General features: G+C 59.1%; 16 protein-coding genes. 5 read left to right on the top strand and 11 right to left on the bottom strand.

The window, feature by feature from the left end; genetic code table 11:
* Window positions 1-25 precede the first annotated feature (25 nt).
* Entirely contained in the window at window positions 26-1,354 is a 1,329-nt protein-coding gene (locus J4E42_RS19965) for a type VI secretion system Vgr family protein (RefSeq protein WP_207285986.1), read from the top strand.
* Here the strand turns inward: J4E42_RS19965 and J4E42_RS19960 are convergent, their stop codons facing one another.
* Window positions 1,355-2,752 (bottom strand): FAD-dependent oxidoreductase, encoded by a 1,398-nt coding sequence (locus J4E42_RS19960; RefSeq protein ID WP_207285998.1) that lies wholly within the window; start codon window positions 2,750-2,752, stop codon window positions 1,355-1,357. It abuts the gene before it with no gap.
* A 4-nt stretch (window positions 2,753-2,756) separates the two neighbouring features.
* Entirely contained in the window at window positions 2,757-4,082 is a 1,326-nt protein-coding gene (locus J4E42_RS19955; RefSeq protein WP_008040481.1) for an MFS transporter, read from the bottom strand.
* A gap of 268 nt (window positions 4,083-4,350) precedes the next feature.
* On the opposite strand from J4E42_RS19955, the gene J4E42_RS19950 reads away from it, so the two are divergent.
* Window positions 4,351-5,223 (top strand): LysR family transcriptional regulator, encoded by an 873-nt coding sequence (locus J4E42_RS19950; RefSeq protein ID WP_008040483.1) that lies wholly within the window; start codon window positions 4,351-4,353, stop codon window positions 5,221-5,223.
* 118 nt (window positions 5,224-5,341) lie between these two features.
* Here the strand turns inward: J4E42_RS19950 and J4E42_RS19945 are convergent, their stop codons facing one another.
* Window positions 5,342-6,205: a LysR substrate-binding domain-containing protein gene (locus J4E42_RS19945; protein ID WP_207285985.1), complete on the bottom strand. Its 864-nt coding sequence runs from the start codon at window positions 6,203-6,205 to the stop codon at window positions 5,342-5,344.
* A gap of 109 nt (window positions 6,206-6,314) precedes the next feature.
* On the opposite strand from J4E42_RS19945, the gene J4E42_RS19940 reads away from it, so the two are divergent.
* The 3 genes from J4E42_RS19940 to J4E42_RS19930 all read left to right on the top strand — a co-directional run bounded on the left by J4E42_RS19940 (window position 6,315) and on the right by J4E42_RS19930 (window position 9,186).
* Window positions 6,315-7,424, top strand: coding sequence for a 2-aminoethylphosphonate--pyruvate transaminase (locus J4E42_RS19940; protein ID WP_207285984.1), 1,110 nt, complete (start codon window positions 6,315-6,317; stop codon window positions 7,422-7,424).
* A 122-nt stretch (window positions 7,425-7,546) separates the two neighbouring features.
* Window positions 7,547-8,374, top strand: a complete 828-nt coding sequence (phnX, locus tag J4E42_RS19935) for a phosphonoacetaldehyde hydrolase (protein WP_008040487.1) — start codon at window positions 7,547-7,549, stop codon at window positions 8,372-8,374.
* A gap of 251 nt (window positions 8,375-8,625) precedes the next feature.
* Complete coding sequence (locus J4E42_RS19930; RefSeq protein WP_008040489.1) at window positions 8,626-9,186, top strand: cytochrome b; 561 nt, start codon at window positions 8,626-8,628, stop codon at window positions 9,184-9,186.
* Between the two features lie 102 nt (window positions 9,187-9,288).
* Here the strand turns inward: J4E42_RS19930 and J4E42_RS19925 are convergent, their stop codons facing one another.
* The 8 genes from J4E42_RS19925 to J4E42_RS19890 form a co-directional block, all read right to left on the bottom strand.
* A complete protein-coding gene (locus J4E42_RS19925) occupies window positions 9,289-10,224 on the bottom strand; it encodes a 1-aminocyclopropane-1-carboxylate deaminase/D-cysteine desulfhydrase (RefSeq protein WP_207285983.1) in 936 nt (311 codons plus the stop codon).
* 181 nt (window positions 10,225-10,405) lie between these two features.
* The gene (locus J4E42_RS19920) at window positions 10,406-12,445 is read right to left on the bottom strand and encodes an FAD-dependent oxidoreductase (RefSeq protein ID WP_192229190.1); all 2,040 of its coding nucleotides are present in this window, start codon (window positions 12,443-12,445) and stop codon (window positions 10,406-10,408) included.
* Between the two features lie 418 nt (window positions 12,446-12,863).
* Window positions 12,864-17,393, bottom strand: coding sequence for a sacsin N-terminal ATP-binding-like domain-containing protein (locus tag J4E42_RS19915; protein WP_207285982.1), 4,530 nt, complete (start codon window positions 17,391-17,393; stop codon window positions 12,864-12,866).
* 132 nt (window positions 17,394-17,525) lie between these two features.
* Window positions 17,526-17,930: a hypothetical protein gene (locus J4E42_RS19910; protein ID WP_207285981.1), complete on the bottom strand. Its 405-nt coding sequence runs from the start codon at window positions 17,928-17,930 to the stop codon at window positions 17,526-17,528.
* Between the two features lie 403 nt (window positions 17,931-18,333).
* Complete coding sequence (locus J4E42_RS19905) at window positions 18,334-20,778, bottom strand: effector-associated domain EAD1-containing protein (protein ID WP_207285980.1); 2,445 nt, start codon at window positions 20,776-20,778, stop codon at window positions 18,334-18,336.
* Complete coding sequence (locus J4E42_RS19900; protein WP_207285979.1) at window positions 20,778-21,629, bottom strand: hypothetical protein; 852 nt, start codon at window positions 21,627-21,629, stop codon at window positions 20,778-20,780. Before J4E42_RS19900 ends, J4E42_RS19905 begins: the two co-directional genes overlap by 1 nt.
* Complete coding sequence (locus J4E42_RS19895) at window positions 21,616-22,581, bottom strand: TRAFAC clade GTPase domain-containing protein (RefSeq protein ID WP_207285978.1); 966 nt, start codon at window positions 22,579-22,581, stop codon at window positions 21,616-21,618. The genes J4E42_RS19900 and J4E42_RS19895 overlap by 14 nt, the downstream gene beginning before the upstream one ends.
* Window positions 22,578-23,876 (bottom strand): GTPase-associated system all-helical protein GASH, encoded by a 1,299-nt coding sequence (locus J4E42_RS19890; protein WP_207285977.1) that lies wholly within the window; start codon window positions 23,874-23,876, stop codon window positions 22,578-22,580. The genes J4E42_RS19895 and J4E42_RS19890 overlap by 4 nt, the downstream gene beginning before the upstream one ends.
* Window positions 23,877-23,901 lie beyond the last annotated feature (25 nt).

Here is a 23,901-nt window from a genome sequence, read left to right as displayed (position 1 = left end):
GTACTCCCTGGCAGAAGCGCGATCGATGCACAACGACAAGGAAAGTCCCTTCACCCTGACACTGCTGGACGCCGATTTCAGTTGGCAGGTGGTTCAGTTCAGTGGCCATGAAGCGCTCAACCAGCCCTATCGATTCGATATCGAAGTGATCGGCCTGTCACCGGCGATGAGCCCGGATCGCCTGTTGCAACAACCGGTGTTCCTCAGTCTGACGCAAGGCCTTGGTATTCATGGCATCGTCCACAGCGCCAGCCACGAACATCGCGGCCCGCACTGGATCGGGTACAGGCTGGTGGTGGTGCCCTGGCTGCAAAACCTCGACCGGCAGCGTTGCCGCCGGGTGTTTCATCAACTCAATGTGCCAGCGATCCTGCGCCAGTTACTCGCAGAAAACTCAGTGCCCGAAGACAGCTATCGTTTTGAGCTGCCGAACGGACGTTATCCCGCCAGGCCGTTTTGCATTCAGTTTGACGAGAGCGACCTGACGTTCCTGCAACGCCTCTGCGAAGAAGAAGGCATCCACTATCACTTCGAACATCAATGCGACGGCCATGTGCTGGTGCTCGCGGATGACTGCCTGAGTTTCCCCCAGGAACCGCTGCTGACGCCGTTTCATGGCGACACACCCGGGCACGCGAGCGGGCCGGTGATCAACGAACTGTTCCAGCGGCACACCTCGCCGCCACTCTGCGCGCACCCCGCCCCGCCACCGCTCGATCGCGAACGGCTCAGCCGCCGAATACTCGAGCGCTTGCGCTGTCTGCATCGGCAGATACAGGGTCAAAGCAATCACAGCGAATTGCGCAGCGGACGCATCGTGCAAGTGTCGGAACATCCGTTGCAGAACTTCAACGATCAATGGCTGCTGACCGAGCTCCGTCATCAGGGACAGCAACCGTCGATTCTCGCCCCGGCCACCAGCGACATGAGCCGGCGTTACAGCAATCAGTTCACCGCAATCCCGTGGTCAACGGTGTTCCGCCCCGCGCTGACACACGCCAGGCCCGGCATTCCGGGCTTCCAGACCGCGCGGGTGCTCGGCCCGGTCGGCCAGCCTGCGGTGCTGGATGAACAAGGCCGGATACAGGTCAGGTTGTGGCCCACCCCGGAGTCCGATGACGATGAATCCCCCGGCCTTTGGCTGCCCCTGGCTCTCGCCACAGCGGACGGTCGGATCGATCCGTCGAAGCTGCCGGTCGCCGGCACCGAGGTGCTCATCAGTTTTCTCGACAGCGATCCAGACCGCCCGGTGTTGTGCGCGACAGCGAGCCATCCGCCAACGCCTCGAACCACCCGCCAACCACGCGGCGATGACCGGCTGCTGCTTGATTGGCTGATCAACCGTCAGGCCTGATCAGCCCTTGTCCGCCTTGCCCGCTGCCGCCGCGAATTTCGCCAGGCGCACGTCCAGATGCCGTGGCCGACGCCCGTGATCTTCGGCGCGCTCCTTGCGGCGGATGGCGTTGCGCACCATCAGCGAACCGAGGTAGCGAATCGGCTCCGGCGGAAAGAATCCCAACGGACCGTTGACCAGCGGTGAACGGGTCCAGGCATTGTCGAGCCCCTGAACCATCGAAGCGAGAATCTGCCCGCCCATGTGACAGGGCCCGACCCCGCTGCCGGAATAACCGAAGCCGTAGAACACATTCCCGTGGGCGCTCATCTGGCCGAAGAACGGTAAACCGGTGACCGAGCGATCCGATGGTCCGTTCCACGTCGCTTCGACTTTGACCTCGGCAAACGCCGGAAAAAACTCGCTGAGACTGTGCTGCAACAGGCCTGCATAGGGCGACGGCTGATCGAACACCGGCAGCATCCGGCCACCGTAGGCGAACGTGTTGCCGCCCTTGCCGAGCATGATCCGGCCGTCCGGGGTGTTGTGGTAGTAGTGCACGAAAATCCGTGAATCGAGCACCGTGACACCGCTGGTCAAACCGATCTGGTCGAGCAGGTCCGGCCGTGGTTCGGTGATCAGCATGTCACTGGAGACAATCGCCACACTGCGCTCGAACTGCGGGAACGCGCGGGCCATCCACGCGTTCATCGCCAGCACCACCCGGTCCGCACGGACAGTGCCGTGCGGGGTCTGGATCCCTGCCGGTTTGCCCTCCTCCAGTCCGGTCATCGCGGTGTTCTCATGAATCCTCACGCCCAACTGCAACGCCACCCGGCGCAAACCACGCACCAGTTTGCCCGGTTGCACGCTGGCGGCGGCCGGTGAAAACCAGCCTTCCAGGTGTTTTCGGGAACCGGCCATGCGCTGCACATCCGCCACCGGCCGTTGCGTGAACGAGTTGATGCCGTGGCGTTCGAGCGCTGCGATCACCGCGTCGGTCGAGCCGCATTGGGCGCGGTTGGTCGCGGTGTAGAGCGTGCCGTCGAGGCGGTAATCGGCGTCCACGCCGTACTGTTCGCAGAAGGTGCCGATCGCATGAATACTGCGCTCGGATTCCTTGACCAGCCGCACCGCCTCTTCGACACCGAACAACCTTTCCAGGGTGAAATACTTGGCCGACCACGACAGCGCACAACCGCCGTTGCGGCCGCTGGCGCCAGCACCGCAGATGTCGGCTTCGATCAGCAACACATCCAGTTCCGGGTTCTGCTCCTTGAGCATGATCGCGGTCCACAAACCGGTGTAGCCACCGCCGACGATGCAGACATCGGCGCGGGTGTCGCCGGGTAAAGGTTCGCACGGCGCGCACAACTCAGCCGCCAGCGCCTGTTCCAGCCAGAAAGGTCTCATCGGTATTTCCTCAGGTACGCAGGGGTTTGACGCTCATCGGCCGGTTCGGCACGAATGCAGTTTCGCCACGCAGGCCAGCCGGGCGGCTATTCCAGTAGGGGATCAGCACCAGCGCTGAAAACAAGGCGCAGCCGGCGAAGATAATGAACACGGTGACCGAGTCGAAGTAGCCCGGCAGCAAACCGCCGAGAATCGCCCCGACCGAGCCGCAACCGTTGACGAAGCCCGCCGACGTGGCGCCGGCCTTGGCGGTGCCGAAATCGATGGCCGCCGCGCCGCTGATCATCGAATCCGGTCCGTACAGGGTCAGGCCCATCACGAACAGCAGCGCCACCACCAGCATCACACTGCCGGTGTGCAAGGCGCCCATGAACAACGCCAGCGAAACGGTCAATGCAAGCAAACTGATCACGCAGGCCGGCATGCGTCGGGCGCCGAACAGTTTGTCCGAGGCCAGCCCGAGCAGGATCGGCCCGAGCAACCCGGCCAGTTCGAACGCCGTCGGGATGATCGCCGCACCGACCTTGCCCACGGTCGGCATCTGCTCGAAAACGATCACCGGCCCCCACAACAGAATCGCGTAGCGCGCCGGTTTCAGCAGGAAGTACGCGAGCCCGAGAACCAGCACCGTGCGGTTGCGCAGGATTTCCTTCAGCGGTTCCAGCACGCTGATCTTGCTTTGCGCATGCGCCTCTTCGGCGGTCATCTCTGGTTCCGGTTCGATCGCTGGCAAGCCAACGTCTTGCGGTTTGTTGCGTTGCAAAATAAAAAACAGCACGGCGACCAGCCCAACCACCGCCGCACTGGAAAAGAACGCCGCATGCCAGCTGCCGATGAGCGTGTACGCCCACCAACCGGCAAACGGCGACGCCACGAGCCCGCCAAAGGCATAGCAGGAACTCCATAAACCCAGCACTCGCCCGCGCTGTTCGGCGGGGAAGAAACTGCCGATGTTCTTGCACAGCCCCGACCATCCGGTGGACTGGGCCAGCCCTTGAATCAGCATGCAGGTAGCGAAAATCGGTAACGTTGCGAAGCTGCCCATCACCAGCGCAGCCGCAGCGGAAATCAGCAAGCCGCCGAGCACCACGACCCTTGGGCCAAAGCGGTCGGCGAGGATGCCCCAGGTGAATTGGCCGATGGCGTAGGCCGCGAGATAGATGGCGTCGAGGTTGGCCATGGCCATTTTGTCGAGCATGAAGGTGGGGTCTTCGGCGATCCCCAGTTTGGCCACGGAAAAGGCTTTGCGGGTGAAGTAGAAAGCGGCGTAGGCGAGCCAGGTGATCGCGAAGATCTGCACGCGCCAACGCTTGATGGTGCCGATGTGCTTGTTCATTGTGGTTCTGACCTCAGGGTGTGAGTGTGCCGGCAGAATTGGAAGAAAACGCCTGTGTTTTTTATTGTTGAGCACTGCGATATCGCTGCGTCCCTTTGGCGATACCGGTCAGATGAGTCCTGCAATTGCACGCGCAGGCTCATGGTCACGGAGGCTGTTCGACTGACCAGTCACCGCGACTGGAGCCGATAAAAACAATTACTGATTAATAAGTGAAATCGATTTATCGTATTTCCAATATAAGCTCAGCTTGTTACTGGAGGTTTCGATGTCGGTTTCCCACGCCCAGCTCAAAGCCTTCCATGCCGTGGCTGTTCACGGAAGCTTCACCAAAGCCGCCGAGCGGCTTTTTCTCACGCAACCGGCGATTTCCGACCAGGTGCGCAAACTCGAAGAACGCTTCGGGGTATTGCTGTTCCACCGCAACAAACGGTCGGTGCGCCTGACCGATCTGGGTGAGCGCTTGTTGAGCATTACCCAACGATTGTTCGTCATCGAAGCCGAGGCGCAGGAGTTGCTTCACGACTCGCAGGCGTTGCAGACCGGCAGCCTGATTCTGGCGGTGGACGCCCCGGTGCACGTGCTGCCGCAGATCGCGCGGTTCTGCGAGCGCTACCCCGGCATCAGCGTGAAGATCGAAACCGGCAACACTGATGAATCGCTGTTTCGGCTGTTCAACTATCAGGCTGACCTGGCGTTGCTCGGGCGCGATGTCAGCGATGAACGATTGATCTCGCTGCCGCTGCGCAATGACCCGATGGTGGCGTTTGTTTCGCGCAATCACCCATGGGCCGACCGCGAGTCGATCTGCCTCGCGGACCTCGACGATACGCCACTGGTGCTGCGGGAAATCGGCTCGGTGACGCGTCAGACGCTGGAGGAGGAAATGGCCGGCGCCGGGTTTCGGATTCGCCCGGCGATTCAGGTCGAAGGCCGGGAGGCGGCGCGTGAGGCGGTGGTCGTGGGGATTGGGGTGGGCGTGGTCTCGGCGGCGGAGTTTGGTGCGGATTCGCGGGTGTGTGCGCTGCCGATTACCGACTGCAAGCGGCGGTTGACGGAAACGCTGGTGTGTTTGCGCGAGCAGAGTTCGCGGCGGGTGGTGGCGACGTTTCTGGAGATGGTGCGCGAGAGTCTGGTGTAGGCCCATCTGCCCCCATCGCGAGCAGGCTCGCTCCCACAGGATCTATGGCGACCACTGATTTTGTGTACGGCGCAAATTTCTGTGGGAGCGAGCCTGCTCGCGATGGCCGCGCCGCGGTCTAACTGACCGGCGCCAAATCGAAAAACGCCTGAATCAAGCGCAAATCCCGCCGCCGCTCCATGCACCCGATCATGTGCCGGTTCACCAACCCCTCGCCAATAATCGGCACCGCCGCCACTCGCGGGTCATGGCTGACCTCCACCGACGACACCACGCCAACCCCCAACTGCGCCGCGACGGCCTCGGTCACCGCCTCGCGACTGTCCAGTTCCAGCAACACCCGAGGGCTCACCTTCGCCTGGGCGCAAGCGTCATCGAACGTGCGTCGGGTAATCGAACTCGGTTCGCGCAACACCATGATGACCTGATCCAGTTCCTTCAGCGGCACCCCTTTCGAACGCTGCGCCCAAGGATGCCCCTCAGGCACCAGCGCACAAATCCGCGACTCGCTCAGCGCCTGCAAATGCAAACCCTTGCGCGGCTCAACCTCGGTCAGCACCGCCACATCGGCATGCTCCGACAACAGCGCCGCCAGGGTTTCCTGCGCATTGCCCAGGCGCAGGTTCACGGTGATCCCCGGATACCGCGCGCGCAGGCTCGCGAGCATCGGCATGACCATGTGCGGCCCGTCCGCCGCCACTTCCAGACGCCCGGTGAGCAATTGCCGATTGGCCTCCAGCATCACTTGCGCTTCTTCGGCCAGACCAAACATCGCCCGGGTGATCGCAGCGAGTTTGGTGCCCTCCTCCGTCAGTTCGACCCGCCGCGCGGTGCGCCGCAGCAAGGTGATCTGGTAGTGCTCCTCCAACGCCTTGATGTGCCCGGTGACCGCCGGCTGGCTGATGAACAGCCGCGTGGCGGCCCGGGTAAAGCTGCCCTCGCGGGCCACCGCATCGAAGGCGCGGAGCTGGAACAGGTTCATGAATAAACCTCACTGATGGCTGGCATAACAACAAACAATTTGATTGATAGCACGGCAAATTGCAATTTAAGCCCCGTAGCTTCATCCCATCGATTGCGAGGACACGAGAATGAGTACTGCCGAACCCATCCTGCTCACCCCCGGCCCGTTGACGACGTCGGCCCGCACCCGTCAGGCGATGATGGTCGACTGGGGTTCATGGGATGACCGCTTCAATCAACTGACCGCCAGCCTCTGCGAGCAACTGCTGGCGATCATCAACGGCGGCGACAGTCACCACTGCGTGCCCCTGCAAGGCAGCGGCACCTTCGCCGTCGAAGCGGCAATCGGCACGCTGGTGCCTCGCGACGGCAAAGTCCTGGTGCTGATCAACGGCGCCTATGGCAAACGCCTGGCGAAAATCTGCGAAGTGCTCGGCCGTTCCTTCAGCACCTTTGAAACCGCCGAAGACGAACCGACCACCGCCGCCGACGTAGACCGTCTGCTGCGGGCCGATGCCAGCATCACCCACGTTGCGCTGATCCACTGCGAAACCAGTACCGGCATCCTCAACCCGCTGCCGGAAATCGCCCAGGTCATTGCGCAACACGGCAAACGCCTGATCATCGACGCCATGAGTTCCTTCGGTGCGCTGCCGGTGGATGCGCAACAGGTGCCGTTCGACGCGCTGATCGCCGCCTCGGGCAAATGCCTGGAAGGCGTGCCGGGGATGGGGTTTGTCTTCGCTCGCAAAGACGCGCTGGCAAATGCCGCCGGCAACTCGCATTCGCTGGCGATGGACCTGTTCGACCAGCACACCTACATGGCCAAGACCGGCCAATGGCGCTTCACCCCGCCAACCCACGTGGTCGCGGCGCTGCACGAAGCCCTGCTGCAATACAACGAAGAAGGCGGTTTGCCGGCGCGGCATCAGCGTTACGCCGACAACTGCAAAGTGTTGCTCGATGACATGGCCAGGCTCGGCTTGCGCAGCTTCCTGCCCGCCGCGATCCAGGCGCCGATCATCGTCACTTTCCACGCACCGAAAGACCCGCGTTACCAGTTCAAGGAGTTCTACGAACGCGTCAAGGCCAAGGGTTTCATCCTCTATCCCGGCAAATTGACCCAGGTCGAAACCTTCCGCGTCGGCTGCATCGGCCACGTCAACCAGGCCGAGATGCACGCGGCGGTGGCGGCGATTGCCGAAGTGCTGCGCGAGATGGAAGTGCTCGAAATCTGAACCACAGACACCGCCGTCCCTGTAGGAGCGAGGCTTGCCCGCGAACACAGGCGACGCGGTCTGTCCGACAAACCTCGTCATCGTTCTTCGCGGGCAAGCCTCGCTCCTACAGGATCAAAAAAATGAACTATGCAAACCCAACCAAACTGCAAGCCGCCATCCTCGACTGGGCCGGCACCGTGGTCGACTTCGGCTCCTTCGCCCCAACCCAGATTTTTGTCGAAGCCTTCGCCGAATTCGACGTCCAGGTGTCCATCGAAGAAGCCCGTGGCCCGATGGGCATGGGCAAGTGGGATCACATCCGCACCCTGTGCGATCAGCCGGCCGTCGCCGAACGTTATCGCAAGGCCTTCGGCCGCACGCCGACCGACGATGACGTCACTGCGATTTACCAACGTTTCATGCCGCTGCAAATCGAAAAAATCGCCGAGCACTCGGCGCTGATCCCCGGCGCGCTGGAGACCATCGCCAACCTGCGTGCGCAAGGGATCAAGATCGGCTCCTGCTCCGGCTACCCGAAACAGGTCATGGACAAAGTGGTCGAGCTCGCCGCCACCAATGGCTACGTCGCCGATCACGTGGTTGCCACCGACGAAGTGCCCAACGGCCGTCCATGGCCGGCTCAGGCACTGGCCAACGTGATCGCCCTGGGCATCGACGATGTCGCCGCGTGCGTGAAGATCGACGACACCGTGCCAGGCATTCTTGAAGGTCGTCGCGCCGGCATGTGGACCGTGGCGCTGATCTGCTCGGGCAACGCGCTGGGCCTGGACTACGAAGGTTATCGCGCCCTCGGCAGTGACGAGCTGGACAGCGAACGCAAGCGTATCCACGCACTGTTCGAAGGCTCGCGCCCGCACTACATGATCGACACCATCACCGATTTGCCGGCCGTGATCGCCGACATCAACCAGCGCCTGGCCAACGGCGAGATGCCGCAAACCAACTGATTCACCGCATTCCCCTGTAGGAGCCAGCTTGCTGGCGATAGCGGTCTTCCATTCAGCAGTCATGTTGACTGATCAGACCTCATCGCCAGCAAGCTGGCTCCTACAGGGGGAATTGTGTTTTTTTGCTCAATCACCTGACTTAGAGCATTGAACCGCCAATGGCTTGAGGCAAACCGTGCGAAACAGGCTTACAGTTAACGCACACCGTCGACCAAGAACGGTGGCCTGACCCGACCTGTGAGGAACGCCGTATGCCCTGGAAGAACTCCGACTCACGCTACAGCACCGTGTCGATCACGCTGCATTGGTTGATGCTGGTGTTGCTCGCGGTGGTTTACGCCAGCATCGAATTTCGCGGAATCTTTCCCAAAGGCAGTGGTGGCCGAACGCTGATCGTTGAAGCGCATTTCATGCTCGGTCTGACGGTGTTTGTGCTGGTGTGGTTGCGGCTGTTCGCGCGCAGCCTCGGCCCGGCGCCGCAGATCTTCCCCGCTTCGCCGCACTGGCAGACCGTGCTGGCCAGATTGATGCACTGGGCGCTGTACTTGTTCATGATCGCCATGCCGATTCTGGGTTGGCTGGTCACCAGCGCCAAGGGGCATCAGGTGATGTTCTATGGCATTGATCTGCCGATGCTGCTGTCAGAGGACAAGGAGTTGGCCAAGCAAATCGAAGGCTGGCATGTACTCGGCGGCACCATCGGTTACTGGCTGATCGGGCTGCACGCCGTCGCGGGGATTTATCACCACTATGTGGTGGGCGACAACACCCTGCTGCGGATGATGCCCAAACGCGTAAACCGCAATTCCTGAAAACAACGCCCCCCCCTGTAGGAGCGAGGCTTGCCCGCGAAGAACGATGACGAGGTTTGTCGGACAGACCGCGTCGCCTGTGTTCGCGGGCAAGCCTCGCTCCTACAGGGGTATGAGTTGCGACGAAAATCCGCGGCGGCCCTGCAAGCCGCCGGTGTGGATGAAGATCAGTCGCGTACCCTGTGCGAATCGTCCGGCTTCGATTTGCTGCTTGAGCGCCAGCAGCGCTTTGCCGGTGTACAACGGTTCAAGGGGAATGCCACTGGCCTGTTCGGTTTGCGCGATGAAATCCAGTAACAGCGGATCAACTTTGGCGAAACCGCCGCGACTGGCGTCGAACAGTTCGTAGACCGGATGATGCAAGCCCGCTTCCTGCACAATCGATGCGATTTGCTGCGCCACGCCATGATCATCGGGCACCGCCAGCGCGCCATAAACCGGATGATCCCCCGCTTCAGCCAACGCCAGGCCGGCCAGCGTGGTGCCCGTTCCGCAGGCCAGCCACCAGCCGTCGTAGTCGCTCCAGCCCACACCGTTCAGTTGCGCGCCGACCATCGACTTCAGTTGCATGCAGCCCTTCGCACCCGACAAACCGCCGCCACCTTCCGGCACCGCAAACAGCTCAGGGTATTGCGCCTGCCAGGGTTCCCAGAAACCCGCATCGTGCCGCGCGCGATAGCCGCCATAACCGAGCCAGTGCAACTGCATGCCGAAGGCTTGCAAGTCTTTCACTGTGGGCGTTTCCTGCGGATGGCCGCGCAGTAAACCAACGGTCGTGAAACCGAAGCGCTTGCCGGCGGCAGCCAGTGCGTGAAGATGATTGGAGTGAGCACCGCCGAGGCTGATGATGCCTTTGGCTGCGGCAAGGTCAGCCGCTTTGAGGTGTTCGATGAGCTTGAACCACTTGTTGCCGCTGATCAGCGGGTCGATCTGGTCCAGGCGCAGGATGGCGACTTCGATGCCGGTGCTTTCGAGCCAGTCGAGATGAAGGTGGTCGAGGGGGGCTTTGGGGAGCCAGTCGTTGGGCGGGAGAAGCATTGGTGCTGGCTCTGGGTAAAGAGCCGGCATATTAGCAGCCTTGAGGACGCCTTCGCGGGCAAGCCTCGCTCCTACAGGTGTTGTGCCGTTCACAAAATTGATAAACGACACAGCACCTGTAGGAGCGAGCGGGCGGCGATCCGACTTGCCCGCGAAGGCCATTGGCACGCTGGACCTGCTGTTAAAGCTCAGCAGCCAACCGCGAACCCTGATTGATCGCCCGCTTCGCATCCAGCTCCGCCGCCACGTCCGCGCCGCCAATCAAATGCACGTTCTGCCCTGCCGCAACCAACCCGTCTTGCAACTCGCGCAACGGATCCTGACCGGCGCAGATCACGATGTTGTCCACCGGCAGCACTTGCGGCTCGCCGGTTTCGCCGATGCGGATGTGCAAACCTTCGTCGTCGATCTTCAGGTATTCGACGCTGTTGAGCATCTGCACTTGCTTGTTCTTCAGACCGGTGCGGTGAATCCAGCCGGTGGTTTTGCCCAGGCCATCGCCGACCTTGGATTTCTTGCGTTGCAGCAGGAACACTTCACGCGCCGGTGCATGCGGCTCAGCCTTGATGCCGGCGACACCGCCACGCGCCTGAAGAAGCGTGTCGATGCCCCACTCTTTCCAGAACGCTTCACGGTCCAGGCTGGTGGCAACGCCCTGATGCACCAGGAATTCGGACACGTCGAAACCAATCCCGCCCGCGCCGATCACGGCGACCCGTTTGCCCACCGGCTTACGCTCAAGAATCACGTCGAGGTAGCTCAACACCTTGGCGTTCTCGACGCCTGGAATCGCCGGTACACGCGGCGCGATGCCGGTGGCGAGGATGATCTCGTCGTAACCGCCTTCAACCAGTTTCGCCACATCGACCCGAGTGTTCAGGCAGACCTCGACGTTGGTGGTTTGCAACTTGCGGTTGAAGTAGCGCAGGGTTTCAAAGAACTCTTCCTTGCCCGGCACGCGCTTGGCGATGTTGAACTGACCGCCGATTTCGCTGGCCGAATCGAACAGCGTTACCTGATGACCACGCTCGGCAGCCACGGTTGCGGCCGACAGACCCGCAGGGCCGGCACCGACCACGGCGATTTTCTTGATCTGCTGCACCGGCAGGTAGTTGAGTTCGGTTTCATGGCAGGCCCGCGGGTTCACCAGGCAAGTGGTCAACTTGCCGCCAAACGTGTGATCGAGGCACGCCTGGTTGCAACCGATGCAGGTGTTGATTTCATCGGCACGGCCTGCGGCGGCCTTGTTGACGAAGTCGGCATCGGCGAGGAACGGCCGCGCCATGGAGACCATGTCGGCATCGCCTTCAGCGAGAATCTGCTCGGCGATTTCCGGGGTGTTGATGCGGTTGGTGGTGATCAGCGGAATGCTCACCGAGCCGCGCAGCTTGGCCGTGACTTTGCTGAACGCTGCACGCGGCACTTTGGTGGCGATGGTCGGAATCCGCGCTTCGTGCCAGCCGATGCCGGTGTTGATGATGGTTGCACCGGCCTGTTCGATGGCCTTGGCCAGGGTCACGATTTCTTCCCAGCTGCTGCCGCCTTCCACCAGATCGAGCATCGACAGGCGGAAGATAATGATGAAATTCGGGCCTACGGCTTCGCGTACACGGCGGACTATTTCCACCGGCAGGCGCATGCGGTTTTCGTAGCTGCCGCCCCAGCGGTCGGTGCGGTGGTTGGTGTGCGCCGCGAGGAACTGGTTAATGAAATAACCTTCGGAGCCCATGATCTCGACGCCGTCGTACTCGGCTGTTTGCGCCAGGGTCGAACAGGTGACGAAATCGCTGATCTGCTTCTCGATGCCTTCCTCGTCCAGCTCTTTGGGCTTGAACGGGTTGATCGGCGCCTGAATGGCGCTCGGCGCAACTTGCTTCGGGCTGTAGGCATAACGGCCGGCATGCAGGATCTGCATGCAGATCTTGCCGCCCGCCTCGTGCACCGCGCGGGTCACGATCTGATGCTTGAGCGCTTCTTCGAGGGTGGTCAGTTTGGCCGCGCCGGAATACACACCGCCTTCGTCGTTCGGGCCGATACCGCCAGTGACCATCAGGCCGACACCGCCACGGGCGCGCTCGGCGAAGAATGCAGCCATGCGTTCGAAGCCGCCGGGTTTTTCCTCAAGACCGGTGTGCATCGAACCCATCAGGGTGCGGTTGCGCAACGTGGTAAAACCCAGGTCCAACGGAGCCAACAGGTGCGGGTAATGAGCGGCGGTCATCGGTAACTCCACAACGAGCGTTCACGGAAAAAGTGTGGGCGCTCTTTGGCGCCCCTCTGTCATGTGTAACAGACTATGAGCACTCCCCCGGCCGCTCAATGACCGAAACTGACAACTTAATGATCCAAATGCGCAACGGCTCGGGTGTCGGACGTTTGCGCCATCTCCTCTGAAATTAACGCCAGCGTGAGTTTTCACTAGGTTTGAATTTTTTTTCACTAGCGGTTGAACTGAAGCGACCACGCAGGGAAGCAGTGAATCGATCTTGTAATTTCACAGGCTAGTTTTTTCAGAAAGGGAATGAACAACAAAATGGTAGAGCGACTCGCCGCTCTTTACGGTCGCCGTTAAAGGTACCAAAGGGCTAAACCGATGGTTTATCCCCTAAAATTATCAACAGTGCACAGCATCCGACAGATCACCAGTCCCTATCAATTTCATGCTCCACCTTTTTGTCGAACTCGAACTCCAGTGCCTCCGCCCGGCTCACGCCGGTAAGCGTGAGATCGCCGCGCACCCTGACATCGAGCTGCGTTAGGGGATTGAAGATGAAACGGACGCGTAGTTTGCCCGCCCCGTCTTCTAGGCCAGAGACCACAGCCAAGAAGAAGTCCGGATCTTTTCTTGCCGCCTCTACCTCACTTGCGGTGAGGGTAATGTCGTTCGGTATTGCCGAGTCCGAGCTCATCTTGATCTCGTAGCACTGCCGCAACTCATCGATCGCATCAACACCGACACCTCTTGCGTTTCGAAGGTCGTTTAGCTGCTGGGCGTCCAGCCGCAGGGCGCACCTTACTACTTCCAGTGCCATTCTCTCGCGGTCACTGGTAGGTGGCAGCACCGTACGCTGCGGTGGGGATTCATTTGATCCATCCTTCAGTGCATCGGGATCGTACTCCCTCTTGCCAGTGGCCTTCTGGCGCTTGGCAAAGACGAGGTTACCCGATGGTGTTGCACCTCCGTTGACGATCGTTCCCGCCGACGGATCCAGATCGTCGAGCTCACGCAGCTTCCGCACTTGGACTGACGACGAGTAAATATCTGCTTTCGTACCAGGGATGCCTGGCGGGGTCTTGCCCTTCGACCGACGGGTCACCTGCTTCAAGAGTTGATCGAGCCGTTCCTGCCCATCCCCAGGCTCGGCCCGCGTCTTCGGCAGCACAGCTCCCTCAGCTTGCTCGCCGGCGACGGCTCGAGGCCAGACCGCCGCCCACGCCCACGCGGCTTTCTGGCGATCACCGTCGAACAGCGAGGCAATGGCGCCGCCAGCGCCCTCTGAAGTGCCCGCATCCAACGGGCTTCTAACGATCAGGCAAAGTGGCTCTCGGCCTACATGTGCTCGAGCTGGCAGCCTGACCTGGCCTGAGAGAAGGTCGGCGACAATCGACAAATTGGGGTCGACCACCACGGGTGCGGTAATCAGTTGCTCCCATTCGACGGTAAGTCCGTCGAGGAGAGTTTGGTCAGCCCTAACGAGCTCCTGCTTAAGCAGCGCAACTGCCTTGGCGAAAATCGCCCTGATGCCTTCACCTTCTGCCATCCCGTATGCAGGAACTGACGCTGGACGGAAGTCCGAAGGGCTCAGACAAACTACGCCAAGCGGCTCAAGCAGCGATGAGATAGCAGCGAAGGAAGTGAGCCCCGGTCTCCAGACCTTCATATTGGCTGGAGCGTTGGTCAGCAGAGCCTCACCCTCAAGTGCATAGACAGGACGCTCCGAAGTCCACTCTGTACCAGTCCAGAGTGGCAGTCGGCGTAACGTTGCGCGCATTTGCGGCGACATATCGACTATCCCTTCTGACACGAGAGTGAGCGCACGGATCGCGACGCCCAAATCCTTCGGCGAAGGTCGTCCGCTAGCGATCTCTCTAAGGACTGCGATCGCATCGCTGGCAACCGGCAATGAAACGCCGAGCGTTATCCATAGAGGCTCCAAACCTTCGACATGCGGCGCGAACACTCTGCGTGAACCGAAGATCGCCGGTCCACGCAGCAGGGTCTCGGGTGATTGCCAAGCGTCACCGACCAATAGCAGACCCAACCTTTCCGAGCCCGCTCGGAACGCGTTCTTCAACTGCGCGGCCGTCATCCTTCCGTCCGGAACACCATCGCTTCTGTCGCGTAACGAGGCGGCGAGAAGTTGATAGGTGGCCAAAGCTTCCGCAACGATAACCGCCGTTACTGGTTCTTTTCGTAGCGCGCGGAGCCGATCGACCAAGTCCCTCTGCGTTGGTCCGGCTTTCACCCCAAGTGCGGCAAGAACACCGGACCGCTGAATTTGCGAATCTACTTTGGCAACGGTGAAGGAACGCTCGCTCGGTATAGGTGAACGTCCGGGTATCTGAAGCTGTAGGTCCGATGGACGCTGCAGGCCATTGCCGGCGTCAGGCATCCATTTGATGTCTGCAAGCCGGGCCAGCCACGTCGCACGAATCTCGACACCGCGCTGCCAACCGTTATAACCGTAGGTGGTGAAGGCCGTCGAAAACTCTGAATATCGTTTATCCCATACGCGACTTAGCGTCGCGAGCAGCGCAGCGCCCCGCTTACGTCGTGTCTTGATCGAGGCCCGTGCAATGTCCTCTGCAACTGCATCCGCGTCCGGTGACCAATGGTCGTCAAGAAGATGTGTGAAAGTACCTCCCGTTCGAATGCTCTGGAGTTGTTCAGCAGTGCGCATGCGTGTCGCGATAGGGCTCGCTGGTCTCGTGTCGCGGGTATAGAGGACGCGTTCGTCCAGCGGTTTGATTAACCGAGGCTCGCGCGCAACACCCCACGCGGACAGAAGGCGCTGAGCGCCGATTGCGGAGCGCCCGGATGTCTGCTTAAGGACCTTCGCATATTCTCCGTCCACCCATTTGAGGCCAGGCGCACGGCCTGCCGCCTTGGCAAAGCTATCCACTTCACGGTCGATAGCGGCTGGCAGATACATATCCACCGGACGTGCCCAGCCGGTCTCCTGCCTGCCTTTCGCGTCGTACCACGTCGCTTTCAGTTCGATCCATTGCCCCACCTTTCGTCCGAGACTGGCGTGCCGCTCACGCGGAAACTCCGCCCATGCGTTGCGGAGCGCGAGTAGATCGGCGTCCTCCAGTTTTACTGTCGCGGGTGGTCCTCCTGACGAGCCGCGCTCGAAGATCGAAAACACATCGGCCGTAGTGTCGCGGTCGTCGAATAATACGCCCAAGCCTTTCAGCTTCGACAAGAACGCAACTGGCCCTGCGTCGTCGCCGAAATAGGCGGGATGAAGGCGTCGAGCAAGGCCGAGCCGTGTTGCCAGCGCCTCTGGAGATGCGGTCTTCACCAGCACCCATATTTCAGTTGAGGCCGGCAGAGCCGTGGCTGTTCCGTCAGCCAAGAGTAGGCCACGCCGTGCAATGAAGGATCTGAACAGCCCATGCTGCTCTGCGATAGTCGCAAACAGCACATACCAATCTGCACCCCGTTTGGGGTCGCCATCCAGGACATCAAGCGCGTCCAGCACCTCTACAATCTCGCAGCGGGCCAGCTCTCCCAGCACCAGACGCCAACGCCCCAAAGAATCCCGGCTGGTGCGTGGGAGGGCAACCTTGCTCTCCGTCAATTGCTCGACATCATTTTCATTGAGCAGCGCTTCGAGTTCATTGTCCTCGTAAGCGATGTCGGCGAGCGGTGTTGCGCCGGAATGGCTCTGGAGCGTCAATTGATCTCGGAGCGCTACATGACTGGCATCAACTATGAGTTGACGAATCTGATCAGCAGCCCATCCCTGACCCTGGTTTGCTTCTGCCATGAGAGGGACGTGGTTCCAGGCTGTGACGGTGTCTGTTTGAAATGCCTGGAGTGCAGCCCAGGCTACAAGCTGACCAAGATCGACGAACCTCTCTTTGTTCCATGCATTCGGTAGTAGAGTCGATCTTGCCGCGTCGGGGTCGAATTGCGCGTTCAATCCTATCGGTAGACCAGTGAACGTGGGCAGCGGCATCCTGTCGTACAACCGCAGTGGTCTTTGTGAGGAGTCCATCGGCACGCAAACCCCGATCGGAGTGGAGGCCGCCGTAGCCTTATTCGTCCGCTTCTTGCCACTGTGGAGGGGACGTCGGGTGGAGTAGCGGCGGTAGTATTGCCTTCCACCAGTAGCTAAGACGAGTTGCACATCCTGGATGTCGACAATGGCTGACTCACCATCGAATTCGATCCGCCCACATTGCTGTGGAGTAACCTCAACAGCGAAAACTAGATTCTGCGAAGGATCGTCAAGATGGTGGAATCTTAGAATGCGGATGCTTTGTAAAAAAATTAACGAGTCAACGTCTAACTCGTGAACAGCCTCGACAATTTTTTCGCTAGTTACGCTCTCCACTAATGGAATCACAAGCATCGTATCTCGGCGATGCCCCTGGTAGATGCCATGCACATCAGAGGATGGTTCAACCGATATCGGTCCGTTGTCGCCCATCAAAAAATGGAATGGAGGAGCGTGAAGCGTGATCGGGCCACCAAGGGCTCCGAGGGTGCGCTGGCCAATGCCGAAGCGTCCAGTCGCGTCGGCGTCGCCATCTTTGGTCGACAGCCATGGAAGAAGCATCGCGCCAACATGAGCGAGCGTGACAGGTGCACCGTCGTGGACAATTAATAGCTCGGGCTGTGGCGTCCCGCGATACGCGATGTGAAGTGTTGAAGCGCCGAGATCATCCGCGTTCTGCAGACACTCGATGAAGCCCTGAAAGGGCCGCGGACTGAGTGTGCTCGCTCCCCTGTCGGCACCTTTCATGCTGGCGCGGAACATCGCAGGCTGACCGGCAATAATCTCGCTGAAGCGATCAGTCGCCGCCCGAGCCCATTGGAGAGTAGGTGATAAAGGGACCCAGTCGCGGTTTTCCCAATCATGCGCAAGAAGATCCGCAGCCTTCCGACCCGCGATATTCTCGTCATTGGTCGTCATAGTAACAGCCAATTGCTCCTTCACTTCGCTTCCCTAATGAGTCGAAAGTGTTGCGATTAAGCCGCGAAACGTCAGTTTCACGGTGATGGACGATTTTTCACTACTAAGTCGGCGGCAAGTCGTCTTGTTCGAATAGTACAAGGCTTAGGTCACAGGCTAGCTCGGTCGCACCCAATCGTTCAGTGTTTTTGAACATTTTATGGATGCTAACCCCACGTCCCCCTCGCTACGCGCTACCTCCAGGAGACGCTCAGTTTCTTCAACCCACTGCGCGATGCCCGCAGGCGACGGCATCGTTTGAAAGAGTAGATTGCTGGCTACCTGCAGCGCAGCCGATACGTCGCGTCGGATCAAATGCTGCAGCATATTGTCCAGTACGGCAGCGGTGTTGCCGCTGACCCAGCCCTGGCGCAACAACGCCTGCTCCAACAGGTCCAGTTGTGATTGCAGTTTTCTGCCAACCGTCAGCCATGTCTTGTACTGCTCTATCGTCTGGCCCACCTCCTGAATCTGCCGGGCCACCTCCTCTACCTGGTGGTTGTGAGTGGCGACCTGTTGCATCCGATGCGCCAATTCACTGGGACCACTGGCTTTGCTCTGCTGATTCGCCATTACCTGCGCTGCCGCGGCAACCTCCTTGCAGGCTTGGAATCATGCTATCGGTGGGCCCAAGCGGCCTTCGGCCTTTATCGCAAGCAATTGCTGCTGGGCTCGTTGTAATGCCTCCGTGGCCGGCCGCAAGTTGTTTTTTAGCTCATTCGCCTCGGTGGTTCATTGCGATCGAGACAGTTGACCGTGTGCTTCGTGTGCCTACCGCAATCTTAAGGCCACCTCATCTGCGGTAGCGCATAAGTGTCCGCCAAGTCGGCGAGTTCAATGTTTCAGACTTGTTCGATCATGCCGCTTTTGCTACACCCCTCAACGATTATCGGAGATAGTTCATGGATCAACAGAGTAATCTTTATCAGTGAACTCTCGTTCTCCCGTGCAACACTTGCTCCAACAATTTCAGCTTTTCATTATTCGGAAATTCATCGAGTAGAACACGGACTAACGCCTTAAGCCCTTCGGGTAGGCTGCCGGAGGCCGCTTGGTTTGACGCGCGAAGCCAACGATCTGCCGAGTTCCCCGAGGTGGACAGCGAGGCTGCACGTCCTCCTGCGCGAACCCACAAATCTTCCAATCGATCATGAGCAACATCGCAGCCAACCTCCGCGACGCCAGCAATTATTTCGTTCATATCGATCCCTATTGCAATCGCGTCAGGAGGTCTCGGGATTAAAAGCCTGTCGAAAAAACCTAAAAGCTCATAACAGGCATGAAGAGCTGGTAGCACCTCCGTTCTCGTGTAGCGGTACTCGGAAGCAATTTCTTTGGCAATACTGCGCCACTGCCTCTCCTGTACCATTTCGCCCAGAGACCGCGATCCCTTTGACCAGTCCCGAATTCTACGGACTAAACTAATCGCCTTAAATTCTGGTATGAGGCTGTCCCAGACTAAGAGGCACCTCACCTGAGCTGCACTTAGGTGGCCCTGGTGCACTTGCAACATTACCTGCTCCAGCAAATAAGGCTCCGGAATCACCAAGTCATCTGCAGCGTGGGCGCGCTGCAATATGAGTCGTGCAACGACCCCAGCTAATACACGAGCGTCCATGGGATCTAAACGCCCCCAGAGGCTCCGGCGATCCTCAAGGTCGAGTGCAACCGGTGCAAAATCTTCCGCCAATTGCGCAATGAGTCCAGAACGATAACTCCCGGCTTTAACCACAGAAAGATAACTTTTCGCCTGAAAATATTGATCCACGGAGGTAGGCCAAGGATTTCCGCCGAGGCCAACATGAAGTTCCCATAGCGCACGCCAAGCCGGCACCCCAAGGTCCAAAGGCGCCAATAAAGTGGGATTTTTTGACGTACGAATGGCAACCAAGGAGGACAGTGTCGGATTGGCAATGCGAACAGTGGCTTCGATCAAATCATCACCGCAAATCCGGTCAACCATGATCGATAAGCCGAGTAAAGGATCTGGTCGAAACGCCAGTTGCCCCTGCAGAGCCTCGACAGCTGTAGCCCCTTGCAATGTTGCGACCGCATGTATAGCAGACCATCCCAAGGTGTTAGCGTTTTGTCGAAGTTTCAAAACCTGAGCGGCTGACAATTCGGAGGATAGCGCGATCGTCAGCATCTGCTGCTCGGTCGCTTCGATTATGATACCCAGCGATGCAATCAAACGTGCATGCAGCTTTTCCGAAAGCCAGCTGAATAGAAATTCATTCCAACGTCCACTGCTGGAGCGCAGCCCCTCGGCAATGCCTGAGCGAGCTGCAGTAAGCCACCACTCTTGTGCTGTTCCCGCGTCAAGGCGCGATAGTAATGTATCCGCATCCGGGACTGATGTGTGTGGCAGAACGTTCGCGATCCATGACTGTACTATCTCGGCTAGCCTCGCTCCGTCCAGCAGTTGCTCATGAGGGATGTTTGCTAGGGATACGATGACGGTTGGGGATGCATCAGGAGCAGTAGCGGCAAGGACTGAAACAGCCTCTTGCTTGAAAATTTGCAGCTCTCCACGATCAGAAGTCACGTTCAGCAGAGCCCGGAGCAAGTATATGGCGGTACCGGCCTCCGGCGCCTTGCGCAGTGTTTCCAGATAGTCGGCTGCGCGTGCCATTCGCCGCAGGATGTTGAGAGTCGAACCCAGGCTCGTAACAGACTCGAGCAATTCCTTCAGAATGGGATCTGCTTGGCCCATCAGCCAGCATGCTGCACGCGAGGGACTATTCGTCTCGGGCACCACAGAGGTGATTACGTGACTATTGGCCCACTCAAGCAGGCGCCCAGAGTCGACGCCGTACAACCAAGGAGGCGCCACAGACTCTCCACCTTGAGAAGGGCTGATCGCCACTCGGGCGGAGAATGCCTGACGTGCTTCCGGCCATAATCGCTCCCACAGCATCGCCAGAAGCCCAGGCCAGAGCTGCAGGTTACCAAAGACGGGAGCCGAGGCAGCATCCGCGATGAGTGCTTCGGCCGTAAGAGCAACGACGGAGGGTGACGGCAGCGCAATGGGCTTGCCACCGCTCAACACTTCCAGCTCCTGGCACAGCTCCTTTACGTTGCCAATTGCGTCTAACGGCCACAGCGCTACTCGGCTAGTGACCATACCAGCGCGCGAGGCCGATGGGTCTGGCTCGGTCCACCACAGCGCCCACCATTGGCCAATTGGCCCGCAGCCAACCGAAGGCCCCCACGCCTCTCCTGAGGACGTATAACCCGGTGGTTTGTCGGTAAGATCCAGCAATATCGGCGGCAGTACATTCGAATCAGCGCTGCACGTCAATACTCCATGCGTCTGGTGGGTTTCTCCATAGGTCGCATGAATAGGATAGCTGGAGTCTGTAGGGGTCATTAGCGATCCATTTCTTTTAAAGTCCACGCCAGTGGAAGGGTGAGATCGCTGCTTCGATTGCCGGCAGGGTCAACAACCCACCCCAACGTTTCCGGGCCTTCATCAATGAAATGCTCGTTACAACTGTCTTTATCAAGTTCCCCTCCTAAGGCAGAAAGCCCCCAGACGCTTGCTTTATCCGAATTCCAGTTACTTTTTATAAACGAGGACACTAGGGGGAGACGCTCGGCAAGAACCTCAGCTGGAGACTTATTGGTGACCTCGAGCTCGTCGTAGCACGACAGCATCACGGCGAGCTTTGGCACTTTGAGTTGGTCGACAAGTCCATGCCCTGCCACGTGCAGAAAGATCTGAAACATTTCGACCCAGCGCGCATTGGCGTCCCACTGCGACACTCGCGCAGTGTTTGCAGAATCCTCGGGGGGACCATCTCTCAGTCGAGTAAGAACCTCCAGATAGGTCGTCTCTGTTTTGAGACGAATCAACACTATCCAGCCCCCCGCGCGACGCAACCGCTCGCGCCACAACTCAGAGATCGCGCGTTGCCGAAAAGCGTTAGTCAATTGCTCGCCACCGTAATCAGGCCAGCGAAGGTCGAAGCAGTTTCCGTCTTTATCCACTAGGGGCAATGCGATTTCAGCCCACGTTTGCACTTGGGTATGCTCGGCGGCGTGTCCCGATGCTAGGCTGTTTAACACGTTGTCGAGCGGGGATAAGTCAGGCGGAGTCCCACTATCTTGGCGCAAAAGGAGCTTCCCCTTAGTCCGCCGCAGGCGCCCGTACAACTGGCCAGCAAAATGCGTCTTGCCGCTGCTCGATAGTCCCAACAAGACAATTTCAGGCGTGTGCATAATGCCCCCTAAACGAAAGAAAAGGGTCCTGCGTCTGAACCCCAAGCACAATTTCGCTGGCCGGAGCTGAGCACCAAACCGCGCTCACAATCGCGTCAATTGGCTGCGCAAAGCTCTCAGGCGTTTTGATCGAAACTGCATGTTCGGTTGCTCCTGGAAAGCTGCTCGCCAGCGCGTCACGAATTGCATTTTTAATACCTGCGGGTACGTCGTGCTCGCTTTTGGTCCAGAGAAGCGTAACCGGGCGACCCGCGACGTGATTGGCCAATCGGTCAAGAAGCTGCAGTAGTTCCTTCCTGGCAAGACCGCGTTCTGGACCGCTCAACCTCAGGCAGTCAGCTACAACAACAAATGCGTCCGAATGCATGGCAAGCCAGCGCGCCCCTTCCGCCTGTGGTGCGCTTTCGTTCACCGCCCAACTTGAAAACCATTCGCCGGGAGCATCGGCCAGCAATACATCTCGAAAATCGCCCCCCTCCCGCCGCAACGCAATGTGCAGCAATCCGGGAACCCTATTACTTGCACGAGGGGTGTGCGGCGGAAAGGTTGGCGGTCTGGCTGAATCTTCAAAACGCATCCAGGAGGCGAGTGACTCCCACGCGTGTAAGGTACGAGAGCCGGAAAACATAGCGTTGGCCATCGCGCGCCCCTGCAGCATCAGCAAGTAATTAGCCGCGAGCAAAGTAGTCTTCCCACCGTTGTGCGCACCCAATACGCCGACCAAAATATGCTTACTCCGTGGTAGCAGCAGCATCAGATCAGACAGACCAAGTGCACTTCCCGACCATGGAACACGAGCTTCCAAAGGGGAAGCATTGGGCTCAGAAATGGGATTCGCCTCTGCAGGGATCGATTGCCATTCGCCACAAGACTCGGGAATGAGTTCACCAAGCACACAAGTCTCGCCGTCATGCACATTGCAGTGAGGATTGGCGCAGCGTCGAAACGTCACTTGCTCGGCTCCGACAAGCGTACCGCCTGCTCCTGGCGAAGCAGTGTCCGTGAAAGAAGCGGCAAACTGATAGTCGCGTCCTCCGCAATACGCGAGCGTTGCAGTAAGTCGGTGGCGGAAGCCTCAGGATCCTCCAACGCCAGCCGCAGGATGTCTCTCAACGACAGGCGTCCCTCCCTCGTCGGCAGATTAAAGCCATCCATTACACTCTGCGGAATCACTCGGTGCAGTGAGGAGGCCCGCTCAAGGACTTCTCTCAATGACAGAGTGGTTTCAAACCCTGCTTTCGGAAGTCGAGCCACCGCTTCCGAAAGCAGATAAGCCACGCTTGTTGGGGTCACCGAGGGCATGATCGCGATCAGATCTAGCGGCATCAAGATGGCGGCAGCCACCGGGTCCATTTCGCGGTAACTCATTTTTGCCGACGTCGAATACAGCGATTCGTACCACCACAGGGCATCCAGTCGTACTTGCTCTCGGGTGGAAGCTGACTGGGCCTGCGCAATAGCAGCCTGAAGGCCTTGCGCTTGTGCCTTGAACGCTGTTTCTAGCGCCTCGTTCATGCCGTTGAGTTCAGCTGCGCAAGCCTCGCCGAGCTCATCAAACCGTTCTCCAAGCACGTCTTTCATCAAAGTGGCGAAATCTTCTGCCCAATACTGAGGCTGGCTTGGCCAGTAACGGTTATGCGTTTGCCCTGCAATAAAGAGGACACCTTGTGCGTTATGCTGACCACTTGCCGCACCAATTTCGCCGAAAAGAGCGGTCCGATCGACTCCGTCGATGGTGACCTCTTTCAACTCCAGCTTCGGCAAATCCATAGACTTCCGAGCAGTCTTGGTCGGGGGTGAAAAAAGTGCAATGTCCTGCTGCTCGGTAGCGTCCCCAAACTGGGAAATGAGCTTAATGACCACCGACTCCTCGCGCCCAAGATGCGAAAATCGCAGCATGTCAGCAGCCGTGAGCCAAAGAATTGCAGCGTTACGTTCTTGAGCCACCGCAGCACACGCTGCCAACAATAGGGCACGGTAGATATGAACTGGTTTATCGGTATGCACTGACTGCATACTTTCCCATTCCGTCAGTAACGCCTTTTCAGCCATCTCAATCAGCGGATCGTCCGTCGCAACATCGCCATCCAAGACGGTGAGGATGGCAGGAATCAGTAACGCGGGGCTCTTCTTGAACGCTTTGGCTAAACTATCAGCCGCTTGAGTCATTTTTTTAAATCGCTCGTCATTACCCTCGAGCTTGTCAATCAATCCTGCCGCCAAGAGTTCTTGAAGCACATTTGCCATGGGGCTCTCCTTAGCTGTTGGTCTT

The sequence above is a fragment of the Pseudomonas sp. FW300-N2A2 genome (assembly GCF_017351735.1).
GTDB classification, from domain to species: domain Bacteria; phylum Pseudomonadota; class Gammaproteobacteria; order Pseudomonadales; family Pseudomonadaceae; genus Aquipseudomonas; species Aquipseudomonas migulae.
Note: the sequence above shows the minus strand (reverse complement) of the source record. Positions and strands in the feature narration are given on the sequence as shown.

Bases quoted from the DNA above. Each gene is read 5' to 3' on its own strand.
- J4E42_RS19965 (WP_207285986.1), top strand. From the start codon at position 26: ATGCACAACGACAAGGAAAGTCCCTTCACCCTGACACTGCTGGACGCC.
- J4E42_RS19955 (WP_008040481.1), bottom strand. From the start codon at position 4,082: ATGAACAAGCACATCGGCACCATCAAGCGTTGGCGCGTGCAGATCTTC.
- J4E42_RS19950 (WP_008040483.1), top strand. From the start codon at position 4,351: ATGTCGGTTTCCCACGCCCAGCTCAAAGCCTTCCATGCCGTGGCTGTT.
- J4E42_RS19945 (WP_207285985.1), bottom strand. From the start codon at position 6,205: ATGAACCTGTTCCAGCTCCGCGCCTTCGATGCGGTGGCCCGCGAGGGC.
- J4E42_RS19940 (WP_207285984.1), top strand. From the start codon at position 6,315: ATGAGTACTGCCGAACCCATCCTGCTCACCCCCGGCCCGTTGACGACG.
- phnX (WP_008040487.1), top strand. From the start codon at position 7,547: ATGAACTATGCAAACCCAACCAAACTGCAAGCCGCCATCCTCGACTGG.
- J4E42_RS19930 (WP_008040489.1), top strand. From the start codon at position 8,626: ATGCCCTGGAAGAACTCCGACTCACGCTACAGCACCGTGTCGATCACG.
- J4E42_RS19925 (WP_207285983.1), bottom strand. From the start codon at position 10,224: ATGCTTCTCCCGCCCAACGACTGGCTCCCCAAAGCCCCCCTCGACCAC.
- J4E42_RS19920 (WP_192229190.1), bottom strand. From the start codon at position 12,445: ATGACCGCCGCTCATTACCCGCACCTGTTGGCTCCGTTGGACCTGGGT.
- J4E42_RS19910 (WP_207285981.1), bottom strand. From the start codon at position 17,930: ATGCAACAGGTCGCCACTCACAACCACCAGGTAGAGGAGGTGGCCCGG.
- J4E42_RS19905 (WP_207285980.1), bottom strand. From the start codon at position 20,778: ATGACCCCTACAGACTCCAGCTATCCTATTCATGCGACCTATGGAGAA.
- J4E42_RS19900 (WP_207285979.1), bottom strand. From the start codon at position 21,629: ATGCACACGCCTGAAATTGTCTTGTTGGGACTATCGAGCAGCGGCAAG.
- J4E42_RS19890 (WP_207285977.1), bottom strand. From the start codon at position 23,876: ATGGCAAATGTGCTTCAAGAACTCTTGGCGGCAGGATTGATTGACAAG.